Source organism: Microcoleus sp. B4-C1, from assembly GCF_036705285.1.
Taxonomy (GTDB): Bacteria; Cyanobacteriota; Cyanobacteriia; order Cyanobacteriales; family Microcoleaceae; genus Microcoleus.
Genome location: NZ_JAUBUC010000024.1, coordinates 54532 through 73993, shown reverse-complemented (window position 1 = coordinate 73993; position 19462 = coordinate 54532). Strand labels below are relative to the sequence as shown.

Sequence of the window (19462 nt, the reverse complement as noted above, 5' to 3'; positions counted from 1 at the left end):
ACCTGCCAGTCTGAGGACGTTTTGTTTTCTATTTTAAAACTGTAACACCTTTGATCTGAATTGGCAAGATTATGTGCAGCAGTCTCTCGCAAAAATAAATGCACGACCGGAAGTGTAATACCTTGTCAAGTAAATACCTGTTAAATATTTAAAAAATAATCATTAAATATATAACCTGACTTACGCATCAAGTGCATATTAGCTAGACATCAAGTGCATATGTTAGCATATGCACTTGATGCACATTAAAGTCATGCACATAAAACATATGTCGATCGAGAAAAATCACCAAGATGACGGGGAAGACTGGGAGGAGTCGCCAACAGAGAAGATGTCGTTGGACTATGACTTGCTTAAACAGCTCGCTCAGCCTACGGATAAGAATCCCAAAAATGACTCACCCCTGCCGCTTGTTCATTCAGACCTGGACGAGTATGGTCTAGACCCCTACGAGTTCCGGCTCTATGCCCATGTTGTTCGCAGGACAGGAGGAAAACTCCACGGTGAGTGTTTTGCTAAACTGAAGAAAACAGCAGAAATCTGTCATATGAGCGTCAGAAAAGCCCAATATGCCCTAAAAACTCTGTGTGATGCGGGTTTAATACTGAAAGAACAGCGTAGGGGACGTACTGACGTGTACAGACTAACTCCCAAAAGCAACTGGAAGCCAAAAGAAGAACTCAAGCAGATTCGACAGAAAGCCAAAGAGTCTAAAGTTGAGGACTCAGAAGAAGAGTAAAATGCAAACAAGCTAAACCGTGGTACGGGCGGGACACCCGTACATCATCTGCGGTTAAAATATTCATTGACAACAAAAAGTGCGATCGCCTATTCCCAGCGCTGGGAAGGGATGTTAAACAAGGTTAAAATATTCATTAACCACAAAAAGGTCGATCGCCCAAAACAGCACCAAAACAAACTACTTGCTCAATACCGCAGCATCCGTACTGCTAGCAAAAACCGGACTAATAAACTCCTCCTTCTCTTCCAGCGTGATGTAACTTCAGCAAGTTGACTACAATAATCGACCTCAAAACCACTAATAAACTCCTCCTTCTCTTCCAACGTGATGTAACCCTTATCTACAGCTAGCTGCATCACTTCCTGAAGAAAACCTCTCAGCACATCTAATACGTGAATGCGATCGCACTCAAACTGCTTTTCCCAGCACGAAGTCCCAAACTCGATCCAAGTGCAGTTAATCTTATTGTCGATCGGTACCAACATAATAGTGAACCAACTCTCACCAAAGTCTATTTCTATTGGTTTACCTTGCGATAGCTTCGCAATTTCCTTGGGAAAGTAATTGTCAATCATCATACAGATATCTGGATCTAAAAATACCTCTTTTTGAGCATCACCTATTTCTATGAAAACTTTATGGTTGTATTCAAAACAGAAACATCGCCATCCCATTTCAAAATGAGAAAGCTCTCCCAATGGATCTTCAGGAGGATCTGCGTAGTTTTCTAAAAAACGTTCTCCTAATTGAAAAGTAAATTTTTGATGGCTATTCATCGCTGCTCATCCTAAACCATATAAAAACTTAATAAGTTGGGTTTCGTTTCGTGACCTCAACCCAACCTACTAATACCAAATTCGGGTTAAATTTCCCCTCTATCTCTTAGTCCGCGCAGGCGGACTTTGTGTGTGTAGAAGCGGTTTCAACCGCCGAGATATCTTACGGTGTCGGGTTCGGATACTTAGCGTGCACCGCATCGATTTCCGCTACAATCTCCCGATCCAAATTCACCTCCAAACTACCGATATTTTCCTCCAACTGTTCGAGACTGGTTGCACCGATAATAGTGCTCGTGACAAACCAGCGCGATCGCACATACGCCAAAGCCATCTGCGCCGGACTTATCCCATGTTTCCCCGCAATCTCAACATACGCTTTCACCGCATCATTCAGATTAGTTTTATCGTAACGCTGACCAAATCCCGCGAATAAAGCCAACCTTGAATTTTCGGGAATTCCATTCAAGTATTTACCCGTTAACAGCCCAAATCCCAAAGGACTGTAAGCCATCAATCCCACATTCTTAAAACGGCAAGTTTCTGCTAAATTTAGGTGAAATGTGCGATTGCTCAAACTGAAAGCATTCTGAATCGAAACAACTTTCGGCAAACCGTGTTTTTCCGCCAAGGTGCAGAACTCGCAAACTCCCCAAGGAGTCTCGTTACTCAAACCCAAATAGCGGATTTTGCCAGCTTTAATTAAGTCAGCAAATACCTCTAACTGTTCCAAAATCGGTACAGTTTCGTGTTCTTGGGCGATATCATAATCCGGGGCACCAAATAAGGGCACGTAGCGATCGGGCCAGTGGATCTGATAGAGGTCGATATAGTCAGTTTGCAAGCGCTTCAGGCTGTCATTCAGGGCTTTTTCGACATTTGGGCGATCGATCTGGTTTTTCCCTTCCCTAATCCACTTTAATCGAGTGCTTCTGCCCGCTACTTTAGTCGCTATAATGACTTTATCCCGCTGCTGTTTCGCCAACCATTCCCCGATATATTCCTCTGTTTTGCCCTGAGTTTCCGGTTTTCCAGGGACGGGATACATTTCTGCCGTATCGATAAAGTTGATGCCTTTGGCGATCGCAAAATCGAGCTGTTGGGCCGCTTCTGCAACGGTGTTCTGCTGGCCATAAGTCATCGTACCCAAACAGATTTCAGATACTGATAAATCGCTGTCGCCTAGTTTTTTGTATTCCATGAGTTTGATTGCGGGAAAAATATCTGATTCTATATTACAGAAAAACCTTGATTTAATTGAAAGCTCCAGAAAAGTGCGCGAGGCTTTCTCCTCTCTTCCTCTGTGCTCTCTGCGCCCTCTGCGGTTAAAAAAATAAAAAATATCCGCACTTAAATGTTAATATAAATAATTCGTATTCCTCTGATGTATGAGTAGTCGCCCGCCAAAAGTTCCGTTTGTAAATCTCTCCCTGCAACACCAGCCAATCCAATCCCAAATAGCAGAAGCTATTAGAAAAATTATCGAGCAAGGAGACTTTATTTTAGGCCATGCACTCGCAGAATTTGAAACAGCATTTGCAGCAGCTTCAGGAGTAAAATACGGCGTAGGAGTGGCTTGTGGAACAGATGCGATCGCTCTGGGACTCCAAGCTTGTGGCATTAATCCGGGCGACGAAATTATCATACCCGCTAACACTTTTATCGCCACCGTGATCGCCGTCCTCGAAGCCAAAGCTATACCTATTCTTGTAGATTGTGACCCGGAAACCGCCCTGATTGACCTCACAGCAGCCGAAACAGCAGTTACCTCGAAAACTAAAGCAATTATCCCGGTACACCTTTACGGTCAAATGGTATCGCCCCGGCAGCTTTTAGATTTTGCGAAGCGCCACGATTTAATCATATTTGAAGATGCCGCCCAAGCGCATCTAGCTTCCAGAGAAGGATACCGCGCGGGTGCCATTGGCAAAGCAGCAGCATTCAGCTTTTATCCCAGCAAAAACCTTGGTTCTTTTGGCGACGGCGGGATGTTAATTACTAACGATGCAGAGCTCGCAGAAAAAATGCGAACTCTCCGCAATTACGGAGCACCCAGCAAATATTTGCACACCGAAATCGGCAGCAACAGCCGCCTCGACAATTTGCAAGCCGCCGTGCTCAATGTTAAATTGCCTTACTTAGAAAAATGGAATCGCGATCGCACCGCCGCCGCCCAATACTACAATAGTCTATTAGAACCCCTGAAACGCAAAGGCATTGTACCCATCGCCAACCACAGCAGCAGCGGTCACATTTATCACCTATATGTTATCAAAATTACTGAGGAAAGCTCGATCGACCGCAACACCCTTCAGGAAAAACTCGCCCAACACGGCATTCAAACAGGCATACACTATCCCGTACCTTGCCACCTGCAACCCGCCTACCAAAACTTAGGTAATCGGGGCGACTTCCCCCACGCAGAAACCCTGTGCCAACAAATTTTATCATTGCCAATGTATCCCGGATTGAGCAATACTCAGATCGAGCAAGTTGTTCGGGCGATCGTACTATCATTGAATTGCTAATTGTTCATAAAAGTTATGCGGAACCTGTTTCCAGCAGTAGAGTGCAGTTATAAAAGCATTTAAGTTCCGAATTAACTCACATCAGGCACCCATATCAAAAACCCGTAGGGGCGGGTTCACCAATAGCTTTAAAGGGTGCAGACAGGTTAAATAAACCCGCCCCCACCCTGCGCGAGAGTCCTTTATTGATATTGATGCCTGATGTCGGGAATTAACAAATCTTTAACTCACACTTTAAAACCCCAAAGCGTTGCGAATCCAGCGCGGCAATCTTAAAACTTCTCAAACCATGCACATCCAGCGCAAAATTCGCATTGTTTTCAAGCGATACCTCCTGGCGGAAGGTATCACGGTGCTCCTAGTGCTGCTGTACGCCCCCCTGCTAGTACACTGGTACGACGGCTGGTTGAACAAAAGTATCAGCCTCGAACACGAATATTTCAGCCACGGACTAATTGGTTTGCCCTACGCAGCTTATATTGCTTGGATGAACCGAAAGTGCTGGCGCAGCTTGCCCAACTCACCGCATCCTTTGGGAGGCTTTTTGCTGGTACTAGCCACGCTTTTTTATCTGAGTCGCTTGAGCGATTTAGTAAATTTATCCCTCCCCATAATGCTGGCCAGCATTTGCTTATCTTTAAAAGGAATTCCCGGCTTACAATTGCAGGCGATGCCACTTTTATTCGTATTTCTGGCCTCGCCAAACCACATTCCTTACCTCATAGAACCCTACGCCTTGCCCTTACAGCAATTCATTGCTGAAACATCAGGCTGGATATTAATTAAGGTTGGTATCAACGTGAGAGTGGAAGAAATTTATCTGTACGTAAACGATCGCATTGTAGAAGTTGCTCCACACTGTGCAGGCTTAAAAATGCTGTTTACCAGTCTTTACGTTAGCTTAATTCTGCTGGATTGGACGGGAGTTTGGAACTCGGGCAAAAAAAGTCTTTTGTTTTTAGTGATTACATCCATTATTAGCATCACTTCCAACATTTTTCGCAATACTTTGCTAACTTACTTTCACGGAACCGACAGAGAGACGCTTTTTAATTGGCTACACGCCGGATGGGGCGGAGATTTGTATTCTGCTTGTATACTAGGGTTATTGGTACTTCTCCTCAACGGGATGGAAAAGTATTTCCCAAGTCAGTCTGGCAATTAATGAAACAGATGATTTCAGCACAGAAACTCCTGCGGCGGTATCAATTATCTAAAATTATGGTACTGGTGTTTTTGCTGGTATTAGTTGGAGCAGTAGCAATTCCAGGCTACGCGACGGGAAGGTGGCCTTGGACAAACCCGCCAACCCTTGCCAACCTCAAGCAATTAAGAAGTGTGCGCCAAAACGGGATAAAAATTCCTGGGTGGCAGGTTATAGCCGTTCAGAATAACGTTCAAATTGGCACTCACAGATGGTTAGTTCAAGAAATTAAAAAGGATAAAACAATTGCCATTTTATTGCTGTTGCCTCAAAATTACCCCAAAAACCAGCCCCAAGTAGAATGGCTAGATATCGATGGATTTCACCGATGGCAAACCGATTCTCATCGCACTTTGAGGTTTACAGTTAAATTAGCACCAATACCCGGCCAGCCACCGCCTACTGTCGAGGCGAGGTTTTTCCGAAGCTGGACTCCCCAACAAACTTTTGCTGTCGTGCAGTGGTACGCTTGGCCTAACGGGGGTTCTCCAGCAACCAGTCGCTGGTTTTGGGAAGACAGCATGGCTAGACTCTCGAACCGCCGCGCCTCTTGGGTTGCTGTCAGTATCATCCTTCCCATTCAACCGCAGGGCGAGATTAAGATAGCTCAACCATTGCTGGAATCTCTTGCCGAAAGTGTCCAGGCTAAATTAATTACAGAAACTTTTCGGTTTCAGTAAGCAGGTAGGTGCAAATAAATCAGTCTAGCGCGTGGGCGAGTTTTGCCAAAATCAACTGTTTTTTAGTAAATATCCGGCGGATTCAACTCGCCCCTAAAATATCTTATTGTTTTTTCTAGTCGCTATATTTAGATGAAACTTACAAATCAGGTCATTATTCAAAATATTACTTTTTTAAATCCTCTGAAAATGCGGCAAAAATCCACTATTAAAAATCGCCTCGCTTTTTACTTGGCAGGCCTGCATTCAACTGCTTGGACTCTATCTTTTGCTGCTGTATTCTGGGGTTTTAATAGCAAAAATTTTTCGCAAACGGCTTTAGCTCAATCTGTTGTTCCCAGAGACGAGCGACTCGTGGCGCCACCGCCACCGCCTGTACCGCCACCGCCGCCTGCCAATTTCAACCGGGATATTAACCCAGCTTTTCGGAATCGGCCCTACCGCCTGGGGCCGGGAGACCAGATTTCTGTTCAAGTTCAGCGCTTCCCAGAGCTAGGTTTTACGGGTGCAATCAGCCCTGAAGGGGTAATTGTACTGCCGCTAATCGGAACAGTAAATGTGCGCGGCCTTACTGTCGAAGAATCACAGCAGCGCCTCCGGGAGCGTTTTGGCCAATTTATCAAAAATCCTCAAGTCTCGGCTGCTTTGCTGGTTCAGCGCCCCGTAGTGGTGACGGTGACGGGGGAGGTGGCGAGACCGGGTTTTTATCCGCTGCAAACCCCCCAGCTTCCTGCGGCTTTGGCGGCGGCTGCTGGGACTAATCCTACGGCGGAACTGCGGGCGGTGCGGGTGCGGCGGACTCTGCCGTCCGGTGCTGTGGCGGAGCAAGTTGTTGATATTTTGACACCGTTGCAAACTGGTATTGCTCCGCCGGAGTTGCGTTTGGAAGATGGAGATGCGATCGTTGTACCGTATAAACAGGTTACGCCCGATCGCAAATCCGATCAAGATTTAGCGTCCAGGTACAGCCTCGCTGCTGCTGCTGTCCCCGTCCAAATCACTGTCACCGGAGAAGTCAGCAAACCGGGTTTTTACACGCTTCCGGCGGGTTCTGGTCGAATTTCGGCTGCTTTGGTGACTGCGGGGGGAGTCACGGGAAAAGCCGATTTGCGGGAGGTGCGAGTGCGGCGGACGCTGATGGACGGCTCCTCGGTGGAGGAACCAATCGACCTCTACACTCCCCTAGCAAACGGTAACGATTTGTTCGATTTTCCTTTGGCATCGGGAGATGTGATTGTCATCCCGGAATTGGACGCTAGTACCAAAAACCTAGACTACGATAAAGCTCTGGTTTCGCGGTCTACTCTGATTAAGCCCAGGATCTACGTTCGAGTTTTGAGTTACGCTAGTGGTGGTTTGACCTCGTTCTATGTTGAAAATGGCAGTCGGTTTTTGGATGCTCTCAACAACTTGCCTGTTAATCTTGCTGACTTGCGAAAAATAGCCCTGATTCGGTTCGACGAAAAGCAAGGTAGAGCAATCAACCGTTCGATAGATGCTAAAGCTGCTTTGGAGGGCAATGTTTCTCAGAACCCGATGCTCGAAGATAATGATGTGATTGTGATTGGTAGGAATTTGGTAGAGCGCATTGGTTATGTAATCAATACTTTTACTCGACCATTCCGCGATACTTTGGGATTTATTCTGTTCTTTGAGCAGTTGAGAAATGGGGTAACAGATTTGTTCGGCCCGTCACGTAATGATAGGTAGTCATACCATTTTAGATTTTAGATTTTAGATTTTAGATTTAAGATGGAGAATGACTTAGGCGATATGGGTTTTAATCACCGACCGAAAGTTCTAAGGTTTTTGGGGGATTTGTAGAATTAGTCCGCAATCATTAGTTATCGTTAACACTTAGCAATCTAAAATCTAAAATCTAAAATCTAAAATCGTCATGACTTTATCAGTTGTTAAACGTTATTTAATTGCTTTCGACCAATACAAGTGGGTGGGACTGGCTACTCTCGCGGTGACTGTTGGCGTGTCGGGAGTAGTGGCCGTGCAGCCAAAGCCGGCGCCAGTTTACGTTGCAATAGGTACGCTGGCCTACGACAGGCCGAGCGTGATTTTTTCATCGACTACTACTAAAATTCAACAGGAAGGACAAGAAATAACTAAAGATATGCTACTGGATACAAGGGTGGTTGAACCAGCAGCCGAAAAACTCATCAAACCCGAAGAAAAATTAAACAAAGAAGAAGCGAAAGAAAAAATACAAGCTTTGGCTAAAAAGCTGGAAAAAGATGTGCAGATAAAGATGCCAAGTAAGAATAATGACCCCAGCGCTTTGATTCAAGTATTGTATAAAAATGCCGATCGCCAAAAAGCAGTAAAGGTAGTAGAGACCCTGATGCTCGAAATGGTGGCTCGCAGCGAAACTCTTAATACTTCTAGACTTCGTGAGACGATCAACCAAATTAACAAGCGTTTGCCGACAGTAACTCAGGAACTCAGAGAGACGGAAGCAAAACTTGAAGCCTACGAAAAACGAGAAGGAACTTCAATTTTAGCAGCTCAGAGCGGTGCACTGCCGCAAGCGATTACCAGCAGCCAACAGCAGCAGCGGCAACTTCGCGTGCAGTTGGGAGGAATTGAAGCTCAAATTAACAGTTTGCAGGATCGCTTGGGATTGAATGTGGAGCAAGCTTACGTCGCTCAAGCACTCTCTGCCGATCCAATTATTGCCCAACTGCGAGTGCAATTGTTTTCGATCGAATCTCAGCTCAAAATTCTCCGCAGCGACTTGCAGGAGGAACACCCGAAAATTGTGGAATTGCTTAAACAAAAACTTGCTTTTGAGCAGCAGTTGCAGCAGCGGCAGTCTGAGGTACTAGGCGGTAACGGGGTGGCGGCTCCGCTCAGAAGTGCCGATCGAATTCGGGTAGACTCTTCTTTAGATCCGGCCAGACAGCAGTTAGCTCAAACTTTGATTGCTTTGCAAACGCAGCGGGATACGGTGCAACAGCAACTCCAAGGAATCGAGAAAACTGAACAAGAATTGCGTCGGGAACACGCGACAATCCCCAACAAGCAGTTAGAACAAGCGCGGTTAGCCCAGCAAGTCGCGTTCAAAAAAGCTCTCTACGACAAGATGCAGTCGGCTTTGGTAGATGCTGAGGCGGCGGTAGCTGAGACAACGGGGAGTTTGAGAATCGCCCAATTGCCGCAAACTGATGACGTTGAGTCAAACAAGAGAGGTTTGCCCGTGATGCTGGCGGTGGGCGGCTTTGTGGGATTGCTGCTGGGCGGGGGATTGATATTTTTGTTGGGGATGCTCAACGGCAAGTTTTACAGTTGGGAAGAAGTGCGGGCGGCTTTGGTGGAAAAAGAGGTGCCAATACTGGGAGTTTTGCCTGAAGTGACGGTGTTTGATTCCTACGGCGATGAAATAATGCCGCTCGCCTTGGAGGCAAATTCTCCCTATTTGGAATTTTACGAGCGGTTGCGTACTAATTTGCGCCGGATCGGGAACAAACCGGTGAAGGTGGTGTTGCTGACTTCGGCGGCGCCTTTGGAGGGGAAAAGTTTTAGTGCTTACAATTTGGCAATTGCATCGGCTCGATCGGGTAAACGGACTTTGCTAATTGAAGCAGATTTGCGATCGCCTTCTAACGTTGAATCTTTGAAAATCGCCGCTGATCCTTTGGCGACGGTGGAACCTTTGCACTATTACGGCAATATTAGCGAGTGCGTCCTTTTGGTTCCAGAGGTAGAGAACCTATACGTCGTGCCGAGTCCCGGCTTTTTGCGACAGGCCTCGGCCGTACTCGAATCCAGCGAAATGCGGAGGTTGTTTGAGGATGTTCGCAACCGCTTTGATTTTGTGGTTGTGGATTCTCCGGCGTTGAGCGAGTGCAACGACGCGCTGACGCTGGAACCGTACACGGACGGTATGATTTTGGTGGCGCGGCCTGGTTACACTTTGTCTAGTATGTTGTCTGAGGCTGCAGATCAGTTGCTGGAATCTGAGGATGAGGAGTCGCATAAATCCGGGCCGCGGCTGTTGGGAGCGATTATTAACGGTGCTGATATTCCGGTGAAGTTCCGCAATGATCTTGATATTGATGAATGGGAGTTGCCTGTGAGTGCGATCGGCGATCGGGCGATCGAAGTGCGATCGAGGCAATTACCGCAGCACTCAAAGCCTAAAAACAAGGCTATTAATAGTAAATTGAGATGATTTATCTGGCTTGATTCTTGTAAAGCAATCCTCAAGCAAATGTGAATGTTTTGTAGGTGCAACCTAAGCAGGTTAAGCCGAAAGCACCGTTAACAGCCAGTCGATTTTAGATTTGGAATTGATATCAATTCTGGTTGCTGTGGAATGATTAAACCGCAGAGGACACAGAGATCACAGAGTCAGAGAACAGAGAGAGGAATGATTCCTCTGCTATTAGATTTGAGATTTTAGATTTTAGATTGATATCAATTCTGGTTGCTTTGGAATGATTAAACCGCAGAGGACACAGAGAACACAGAGTCAGAGAGCAGAGAGATGAATTATTCCTATGCTGCCGAATTTGACATTAAAAATTGACTCCACAGATTCATCTGGGAGCGTGAACATTAATCTAAAATTTTTCGCTTGTCAACAGTCAACAGTCAATCGATTTTAGATTTTAGATTTTAGATTTTAGATTGACTTGCGCGAGATAAATGCTCTTTCTTGAGGATTTTAGATTTTAGATTTTGGATTGATTCCACGGATCAATCACGTGGCGGGTACCACCTTTGAAATTCGCTTGTCAACAGTCAACAGTCATTACTTGAAAATGTGTCATCGCACTATTGATTGGATTCCGGGCGTTTGGAGTGTTTTTTCTGGATAAACTGTTCCAAATCGGCGATCGCATCTTCAAAATCCGACAAATTAATTTTCGCAGGTCTAGTCTTCTTCGGCAAACTCGAAGACTGACTCGAAGGTTTAGCCGGAGGCGGTGGAGATTTCGGTTGTGCAGCTTGCGTGCTGTTCGATTCTATAGAATCGAACAATTCATCCAGGGACTCAAAAAATGATTGAGCCGAGGCCCGGCGTAAATCTTTCTGGTCGTCGTCATCCGTCATAAGCCACTCCATAGGGTCTAAAATTTGCCAACAAAGTCTGTCTGCCCCGGCGCGTGCAGATATTAGACATGAAAACCGACTAAAACAAGCAGGAGGACAGAATTTAACCGGGCGATGGGAATGCCTGTGGCTGAACTTGCTGCCCCATATAAAACCCAGGGCTGTTTCATTCTCACCAAAAACGAGGTTTTTGTAGGGGTAGTGCTACCCCTACTCCCCGTGCCTACCCCTGCCACCAACCATCGAATGGGGGTTTCAGCCAAAAGGGCCGGCACGGGGGCACGGCCCCTACCAAGAATGAAACCGCCCTGCTATAAAACCTGCAGCGGGCCTTGTCAGCCTTCAAACTATATTTAACTCTACACCCGCCTACTGAGTGATTTGAGACTTGGTGCAGACCCAGCTCAAAATCATTGACCCTGAAAAAATCTCAGTTAGGGCTCTTTCGTTGTCTAATTAACCCTAGTCTAGTCGAGAATAAGGAGACAGGACTTATGCAACTATTACCGCTGTTCAAGGGTTGCGATGGGAACGCGCCACCCCGAAAGGACGGAAATACGGTGTTTTTTGCTTGAGTCCTAAGATTTCAAAGGCATTAGGAGATTTTAAGGTGACTCAGGGATTTGATTACGATTTAGCAATTATCGGCGCTGGCGTGGGCGGACACGGGGCGGCCATACACGCGGTTAGCTGCGGGCTGAAAGTGGCAATTATCGAAGCGGGCGATATGGGGGGGACTTGCGTCAACCGTGGCTGCATTCCCTCGAAGGCGCTGTTGGCGGCTTCCGGGCGGGTGCGAGATTTGCGGAATGCCCACCACCTGAAGACTTTGGGTATTCAGTTGGGGAGTGTGGATTTCGATCGCGGGGCGATCGCCAATCACGCTAATACTATTGTTAGCAAACTTCGCGGCGACTTGACTAACAGCCTCAAACGTTTGAACGTCGATGTCATTCAAGGTTGGGGCAAAATTGCCAGTGCTCAAAAAATTACCGTCGAAACCGATAAAGGCGAGAAAACTATTACCGCCAAGGATATTATTCTCGCTCCCGGTTCGGTTCCCTTCGTCCCCCCTGGGATAGAAATTGATGGCAAAACTGTATTTACCAGCGATGATGCTGTCAGGTTGGAATCGCTACCGAAGTGGATTGCAATTATTGGTAGCGGCTATATCGGTTTGGAGTTTTCGGATATTTACACGGCCCTGGGCTGCGAAATTACGATGATTGAAGCTTTAGACCAATTGATGCCGACTTTTGACCCGGATATTGCTAAGTTAGCAGAACGAGTGTTAATTGCACCCCGCGATATTGAAACAAAAGTTGGGTTGTTGGCTAAGAAGATTATTCCTGGTTCGCCGGTAATTATTGAATTAGCTGATTTCAAAACTAAGGAAGTTGTCGAAGTTTTGGAAGTTGACGCTTGTTTGGTAGCAACTGGTCGCGTGCCGGTGAGCAAGAATTTGGGGTTAGAAACTGTTGGCGTGGAAACGATGCGCGGTTATATCCCAGTTAACGATAAGATGCAGGTTTTGGCGGCGGGAGAACCGGTGCAAAATTTGTGGGCGATCGGCGATGTTAATGGCAAGATGATGTTAGCCCATTCTGCGTCTGCTCAGGGAATTGCTGCGGTGGAAAATATTTGCGGGCGTGCGCGTGAAGTTGACTATTTGAGTATCCCGGCGGCGGCATTTACTCACCCGGAAATTAGCTATGTGGGGATGACTGAACCTGCGGCCAAAGACTTAGGAAAAATTGAAGGGTTTGAGGTCGGTTCTGTCAAGAGTTATTTTAAGGGAAATTCTAAGGCTATTGCGGAGGGTGAAACTGACGGTATGGCTAAGGTGATTTACCGGAAAGATACTGGGGAGTTGTTGGGAGTTCACATTTTCGGTTTGCACGCTGCGGATTTGATTCAGGAGGCGGCAAATGCGATCGCCCAGCGCGATTCTGTTAATACTTTAGCATTCCGAGTTCACACTCACCCGACGCTTTCGGAAGTGCTTGATGAGGCGTTTAAACGGGCTGCTGGAGCGGGTAGTCATTAATTTGTAGGGGCAGTTTTATTGTTTTAAATCCCCGGCTTCTTGAAGAAGTCGGGGATTTAAGTATTCTGTTTTAGGGCGGTGGTAGAGCAAGTTAAACGAGATGAAAGTGTTCGCAATTGCATCTTTTAGCATTGTCCAGAACAGGCAAGATGCCTGTTCCACAAAGAGTAAGTTTTTTTGTGGGGAGTAGGGTTTGGGCTTTAATTCTTTAATTCCTTGTATATTCAGAAGCTCTGTTAGAACTTTAGTACCTTTTTTGTGGTGATGACTATAATTCGCTCCCCCAAACTAAGAGTGACTATTTATAGTTAACAATCAAACTCGCTTAAATGTCAAGCCTGAGAAGGACTTGATTGGCATTTTGACCTATTTGTTCAATTTATTTTACTGATTTAACTATTTATTTAGCATAGTAAGTAACGAAGAAGCTAATTTTAGCTCAACTTTATTCCCAATCAAACTGCCTCCCAAAATATTGCTCTAATTCCTGATTGTAAGGTCGGAAATAATCGCTCAACCTGTCGCGAACCGATTGCTCGATCGGCTGGTAAGAACCGGGATTAGCATTTTGGTATTGAGACAATTGATATTCCGGCAAATCTAAGAATTCTAAAACTTGCTTGACGGTTGTCGCCGCACCTGCATAAAAATCTTCGCTTTTCAAAATTAACAACTGTTCTTGGGGAAAGAAAGTCCGCCAGTTTTTGATAAATTCTATGTACCTACCGCGAGCTAAATAATTCCCCGGTTCCTCGCCGATGATGTATTCTGGATTTTGATTCAACCGTTCAATTTCATCGCTAATTACTCGATCGAGCGATCGCGCTTCCCAATTTAAGTCAGTCAAGCGGTAGAATTGAGAAATCGCCCGATCGACCGGATTTCGCAAAAGTACAATCAGTTTAGCCTCTGGAAACAGGCTGTAGAGCCGTTCCGGTGCTTCCCGACAGTCAAAATAGCTCGGACTTGCTTCGCCCGTCAAAAATTGCTCTCCCGGAGGCATTGGCGGAAAATGAGCCAAATACCAATCAATCCCTCTGTCAAAGTGCCACGAGAAAAAATCCATCTCCTTTTTAATCGGAGTCAAAATTTGCGGGTGTTGAGCTAAATAAGTATACAGAGAAGTCGTCCCGCACCGCTGACAACCAATAATTATAAAGTTAGGAACTTTGACTGGTTTTAAGTTCCAATTTTGTGGAACAGGCATCTTGCCTGTTTCTTCTTGTGGAACAAGCATCTTGCCTGTCTCTTCTTGTGGAACAGGCATCTTGCCTGTTCTCTTACTGATAAGAGATGCAAAACTTTGTTTGTAACTGACAGTTCGATAAAAATCAATTGCCTCGGCAATTTTACCTTGCCTCGTCAAAGCTTCCCCCAAATTCAGATAAGGCCAAAAAGCCTCCGGTTTAGCTGCAACAACTTCGCGGCAAAAGTTCTCAACTTCATCTAGCTTGTTTTGCCTAACAAAAACTTCCCATAAATTGTAATAAAACCACCAAGGAAGATCGGGATTTATTTCTATTGCTTGGAAAAAGACCGCCGCCGCTTCCTCCCAATATTTTTGGTGGCTCAGAACAGCACCTAAATTATAATAAGACCAGCAATCATCTGGTTTTTGGGCGACAGTTGCGCGAGATGAGGCTAATGCGCGATCATACTTTTCTTGCTGCTGCAACAACTCCTCTAATTCCGCTGATACATTACCACAAGTCGGCATTGATGTCAAGAGAGATTGGTAAATAATAATTGCGCTTTTTGGGCGATCGTACTTGGCTAAATTCTTTCCTAACTGCAAATAAAAATCCCAATTTTCCGGTGTAATTTGCAATTGAGATTGTTCTAACACTAAGTTTAAATGCGACTTTGTTTGTCCGAGAGCGTATCCCAACTTCTCGTAAATTCCTGGCAAATCTCTGTCAATTTCAATAGCTTTTAAATACGTAGCGATAGCTTCATCCCACTGTTTTAGTTTAGTTAAAGCGTCGCCTAAATTGCAAAAAGACCAAGCAAAATCCGAGTTGAGTGCAATCTCGCGGCGGTAAGCAACAGCAGCCTCTTCCCATTGCTGAAGTTTCAGGAAAGCATCGCCCAAATTGTGATAAGACCACGAAAAATTAGGATTTAACTCAACCGCTTTTTTGTAAGCAGCGACAGCTTCCTCCCATTTTTCAAGTTTCAGTAAAACATCGCCCAAACTGTGATAAGACCAAGAAAAATTAGGATTTAATTCAATAGCTTGTTTGTAAGCAGCAACAGCCTCATCAAACCGACCGCTTTCTTGCAGAGAATTACCCAAAGTGTGGTAGTAATTATCCATGAAAAACTCCTGCAAGATTTATTAACTTCTCCAGCGAGTTCAAATCCACGCGCATATCTTTATGTCCCAGATATTTCTGAGTAGGGTCATCCACCAAATCGCCCAGTAAATAGTAATGTTCCAAACCGCACAAATTGCTAATCATCCAATAACAATGCGGAACGTAAAGGGGAGAAAAAATCTCAATTACCTTGGTTCCCGGACTGCAAAAAACTAGATTTGTCAACCCCCCTCCGTGGGGTGCGACAACTACTTTAGCAGCAGCCAAACACGATGCTTGTTCCGCTACCGACATCGTTTCCAACTTGACACGGCGAAACCCAAATTTTTCTAAATATTTAATTACCTCTTCATCGTTGACGAGTCGCCGATAGGATGCTTGTTGACGGGTGATATAAATTCGCTCTGAATAGTCTGTGTTTAGTGGCTGTTGTTCATTTAAAAATGTCTGTTTGAGATATTCACACTTCCATTTAGAAACCGCGCCCGATCCGTCATAAGATATTGACGGGACTATTAATTTATCGGCGGTAATGTGTAAATTGCAGCGACTTTCTAAAAGTTTATCTTGAGGAATTCCTAAAGTCTCTAAAGTTTCTGCTTGATAGGAAGAATCGCTGGCATTGACAACAAACTTATCTATAGTTTCTATGAATCCGCTCCGCTGCAAAAGGTCAAATCGCGTCATCACATCAAACATCCAATGAAAATAAGCAGCTCCACCCCAGCGAGCCGATAAAAAAGCTACATTTCCATCAACGTGTTCAGCGGGAGGCAATTTGTCGGAAGTGATTACCAATTCAGAACAGCCCATAGAAATATCAACAACAAGTTTATTGTTTGAAGTAATCACGGCGGTAGTCACAACATCTGCCCAAGCTCGTCCGTTTGGCAATACGGCAACAAAAGCTTTTCTGGAATGACTTTGATGTTCCCAAAATCTGCGGCTGGTGTCGATTGCTTTGGAATCAGATAAATTAATTTGACTCGCAGGATGGATGTCAATGCAGGTGAGGTTAGGATTGGATTCTGCTGCAACAATCAAATCTTCTGTAAACCCACAGTATTTTTTGAGAACACTTAAGGGTAATATTTGATTGCTGCATTTTTCCCGATCGCTCTCATCGGCTTCTCCTTGTTGTTCCAGAGCATAACCTATGTTATCGTAAACTTCAAACAAATCGGGTTTAATTTGCAGGGCTTGAACTAAATTAGTGATTGCAGGTTCCCACTGCTGTTTAGCCATTAAACTCAAACCCAATCCTTCGTAACACCAACAGGATTTTGGATCGAGATTAATACCTTTTTCGTAAATTGCGATCGCCCTTGACAATTCCCCTTGCTTCCGCAGTGCATCACCCAACTTTTTGTACAGCCAACTATGCTCAGATTCTAGCTCAATAGCACGACCAAAAGCTGCTGCTGCTTCGTGCCAATTTTCTTGTAATTCCAGAACTTCCCCCAAACTATTGTACAACCAACAATCATCTGGATTTAATTCAATAGCTTTGCGGTAAGCCACCGCGGCTTCTTCCCAATTTTCCAGTGCAACCAAAGCCCTACCTAATCTCTCGTAAGACCAACAGAAATCGGGATTGAGTTCAACTAGCTTGCGGTAAGCAACAGCAGCTTTCTCGCACTCAGAAAGCTCCATCAGCACATCGCCTAAATTGTTGTAAGTCCAACAAAAATCGGGATTTAACTCAATAGCTTTGCGGTAAGCAGCAGCGGCTTCGTCGTGTTGCTCAATCGCCTGTAAGGTTTCCCCCAAAAAGTGGTAAGCCCAACTAAAATTAGGGTTTAGTGCGATCGCCCGTTGGTAAGCGGCCCCAGCTTCCTCAAACATTTCTTTCTCTTGCAGAGCTTTACCCAACTTGTGGTAGGTTAAGTAGTTGCCAGACTTAATTTTAATAGCTGTTTGATACCGGGCGGTAGCCTCATCCAAATAACCGGAATTCGCCGCAATATCCCCCAATTTTTCCCAACCAAGAGACAACAGAGTTTGCTCTTCGCCCAAACTTTGATTGCCGATTTTTTTGACAATCAGTTGATAGCCTTTGTGTACTACTTCTAACTGACTTCCAAACATCTCCAAAAAAACATCTATCCCAATTTTAGTATCTTGCTCCGGGCTGTCGGGAAACGTAAACTCGTAATCGTCAAAAATCATCAATCCCCCAACTTTCACCAACCTCCAAGATAAAATCGCATCTTGCAGAGCACTGGTGGGTTTATGACAGCCGTCAATGTAAGCAACATCGTAATATTCCGCAGCCAAATTTATTAACAAATCTTGAGAGTAACCTTCTAATTCAATTACCCGATCTGCTGCTCCCGTTTTTACAATATTGCCTTTAAAATGTTGTTGAAAATACAAATCAATACAAGTAATCTTTGCCGTCGGATGAGTTAAAATATTATCCAGCAGCCAGCAAGCCGACATTCCCTGAAAACTGCCGATTTCCACAACTTGAAAATCCGCAATTCCGGTAAATTCCTGCAAATGCCGTTTCCAAATAGGAATATTGTGGGTAAACCAATCTTGGGTAAATTGATAATCTTTCGCCGCACACTCAGGCCAACCCCTCAATTCGCCCGCTTTTTGGTGACAAATAATTGCTTCTTCTAATTCCCCTAATTGCGGTAAAATATTTCCTAAATCGTTGTAAGACTGAGCATTGCTCGGAGCGATTTCAATTTGGTGGCGGTAAGTGGCAATTTGTGCGTATAAGTCCTGTTGTTTCGCGCGAACATCTGTGAGTTGGGCGACAACTTCCGCAGCATTGGGTTCAATTTGCAGCGCCATGCTATAAAATACGATCGCACCTTCCAACAGCTTTTGTTTCGCTAAAATATTGCCTAAATTTATATAAAACTCTGCTCCATCTAACTCAATTCCCAGCAATTTGTGGTAAATTTTCCCGCTGGCAAGTACCTCGATACCTTGACAATAAGTTTCGATTGTGCTGTCTAAACCCGAGGCGCTACGCTTCCGCAAAACATATCCCAACTTCTGATTGATTCCCATCAAATTCGGCTCAATCTGAACCGCCTGCAGGTAAGCGCTAACAGCTTCATCCCAGAATTTTTCACTGGTTAAGGCAATTCCCAAATTGACATAAAACCAAGGAACATTGGGATTTATTGCAATAGCTTTGCGGTAGCAAATAATAGCTTCTGGCCACAGTTGTTTTTGAGCCAAAGCTTCCCCTAAACAATTGTATGTCCAGTAGGAATTATCATTGATTTCAAGAGCCTGACGGTAACATTTAATAGCTTCATCCAACTCGCGCTTCTGCACCAAAACATTACCTAAACCCACGTAAGCACGAGCATAATTTGGATTGAGTTCGATGCTTTTGCGGTAACAGGCGATCGCCCGATCTAATTCTCCCCGCTCCGCCCAAGTTTTACCCAAACTGTGGTAAGATTCAAACGAATTTGGATTGATAGCAATGGCTTGTCGGTAATTGGCGATCGCCTCATCCCACCGTTTTTGGCCAATCAGCATTTCCCCCAAATTGTGATAAGCTGTTGCCAGTTGCGGGTTTAACTTAATTGCCCGCGAATAACATTCAATAGCGCGATCGCACTTTCCCAATTCAACCAAACTATTTCCCAGAGTCACGTGCTCCTCAGCAGTTGCCCAATTCGGCTCAATATTAAAAGCTTGATACCAACAGTCTGCCGCCTCTTCTCGCTTCTCTAACTGCGTCCAAATTCTCGCCAACTGCCGATAAACCGCAGCAAAATTCGGCGCTAGCGAAATCGCTTTTTCACAATTGGCGATCGCCTTTTCCCACTGTTTCCCCTGAGAATACAAAATGCCGAGATTAGCATAAACTTCCGGCAAATTTGGATTGCGATCGATCGCCGCTTCATACCACTGCTTAGCTTGCTCGATTTCACCTCGAACCTGCATCACCTTTCCCAGCGTCTGACAAGCTGCCGCCAAATTCGGTTCAATTTTCAACGCTGACTCGCAAGCAGCAACTGCCTCATTCAACTTTCCTTCGGCTAAATAAACTTCTGCTTGCCGACTCAAATCAACCGCTGCCTTTTCCATCTTCTCAATCGAGGGCATAATTAAACTTGCTCCAG

The 19462-nt window shown here is 45.1% G+C and carries 12 protein-coding genes; 7 read left to right on the top strand and 5 right to left on the bottom strand.

Going from position 1 to position 19462, the window contains the following annotated elements; all coding sequences use genetic code 11:
• Positions 1 to 253: 253 nt before the first annotated feature.
• The gene (locus QUB26_RS12385) at positions 254 to 739 is read left to right on the top strand and encodes a helix-turn-helix domain-containing protein (RefSeq protein ID WP_333318197.1); all 486 of its coding nucleotides are present in this window, start codon (positions 254 to 256) and stop codon (positions 737 to 739) included.
• Positions 740 to 927: 188 nt separating this feature from the next.
• Here the strand turns inward: QUB26_RS12385 and QUB26_RS12380 are convergent, their stop codons facing one another.
• A complete protein-coding gene (locus QUB26_RS12380) occupies positions 928 to 1518 on the bottom strand; it encodes a hypothetical protein (protein ID WP_333318195.1) in 591 nt (196 codons plus the stop codon).
• Positions 1519 to 1681: 163 nt separating this feature from the next.
• Complete coding sequence (locus QUB26_RS12375) at positions 1682 to 2719, bottom strand: NADP(H)-dependent aldo-keto reductase (protein ID WP_333318193.1); 1038 nt, start codon at positions 2717 to 2719, stop codon at positions 1682 to 1684.
• Between the two features lie 187 nt (positions 2720 to 2906).
• On the opposite strand from QUB26_RS12375, the gene QUB26_RS12370 reads away from it, so the two are divergent.
• The 5 genes from QUB26_RS12370 (at position 2907) to QUB26_RS12350 (ending at position 10113) form a co-directional block, all read left to right on the top strand.
• Positions 2907 to 4046, top strand: coding sequence for a DegT/DnrJ/EryC1/StrS family aminotransferase (locus QUB26_RS12370; RefSeq protein ID WP_333318191.1), 1140 nt, complete (start codon positions 2907 to 2909; stop codon positions 4044 to 4046).
• Positions 4047 to 4335: 289 nt separating this feature from the next.
• Positions 4336 to 5211: a cyanoexosortase B gene (gene crtB / locus QUB26_RS12365; protein WP_333318217.1), complete on the top strand. Its 876-nt coding sequence runs from the start codon at positions 4336 to 4338 to the stop codon at positions 5209 to 5211.
• Entirely contained in the window at positions 5211 to 5930 is a 720-nt protein-coding gene (locus QUB26_RS12360; RefSeq protein ID WP_333237163.1) for a cyanoexosortase B system-associated protein, read from the top strand. Before crtB ends, QUB26_RS12360 begins: the two co-directional genes overlap by 1 nt.
• A gap of 132 nt (positions 5931 to 6062) precedes the next feature.
• Positions 6063 to 7640, top strand: coding sequence for a polysaccharide biosynthesis/export family protein (locus QUB26_RS12355; protein WP_333318189.1), 1578 nt, complete (start codon positions 6063 to 6065; stop codon positions 7638 to 7640).
• A gap of 187 nt (positions 7641 to 7827) precedes the next feature.
• Positions 7828 to 10113 (top strand): lipopolysaccharide biosynthesis, encoded by a 2286-nt coding sequence (locus QUB26_RS12350; RefSeq protein ID WP_333318187.1) that lies wholly within the window; start codon positions 7828 to 7830, stop codon positions 10111 to 10113.
• Positions 10114 to 10718: 605 nt separating this feature from the next.
• Here QUB26_RS12350 and QUB26_RS12345 read toward each other — a convergent pair.
• Complete coding sequence (locus QUB26_RS12345; RefSeq protein ID WP_333291133.1) at positions 10719 to 10997, bottom strand: hypothetical protein; 279 nt, start codon at positions 10995 to 10997, stop codon at positions 10719 to 10721.
• Between the two features lie 610 nt (positions 10998 to 11607).
• On the opposite strand from QUB26_RS12345, the gene lpdA reads away from it, so the two are divergent.
• Positions 11608 to 13044, top strand: coding sequence for a dihydrolipoyl dehydrogenase (lpdA, locus tag QUB26_RS12340; RefSeq protein ID WP_333237172.1), 1437 nt, complete (start codon positions 11608 to 11610; stop codon positions 13042 to 13044).
• A gap of 445 nt (positions 13045 to 13489) precedes the next feature.
• Here lpdA and QUB26_RS12335 read toward each other — a convergent pair whose 3' ends face one another.
• Entirely contained in the window at positions 13490 to 15361 is a 1872-nt protein-coding gene (locus tag QUB26_RS12335; RefSeq protein ID WP_333318185.1) for a tetratricopeptide repeat protein, read from the bottom strand.
• A complete protein-coding gene (locus QUB26_RS12330) occupies positions 15354 to 19445 on the bottom strand; it encodes a tetratricopeptide repeat protein (protein WP_333237177.1) in 4092 nt (1363 codons plus the stop codon). Before QUB26_RS12330 ends, QUB26_RS12335 begins: the two co-directional genes overlap by 8 nt.
• Positions 19446 to 19462: the final 17 nt, after the last annotated feature.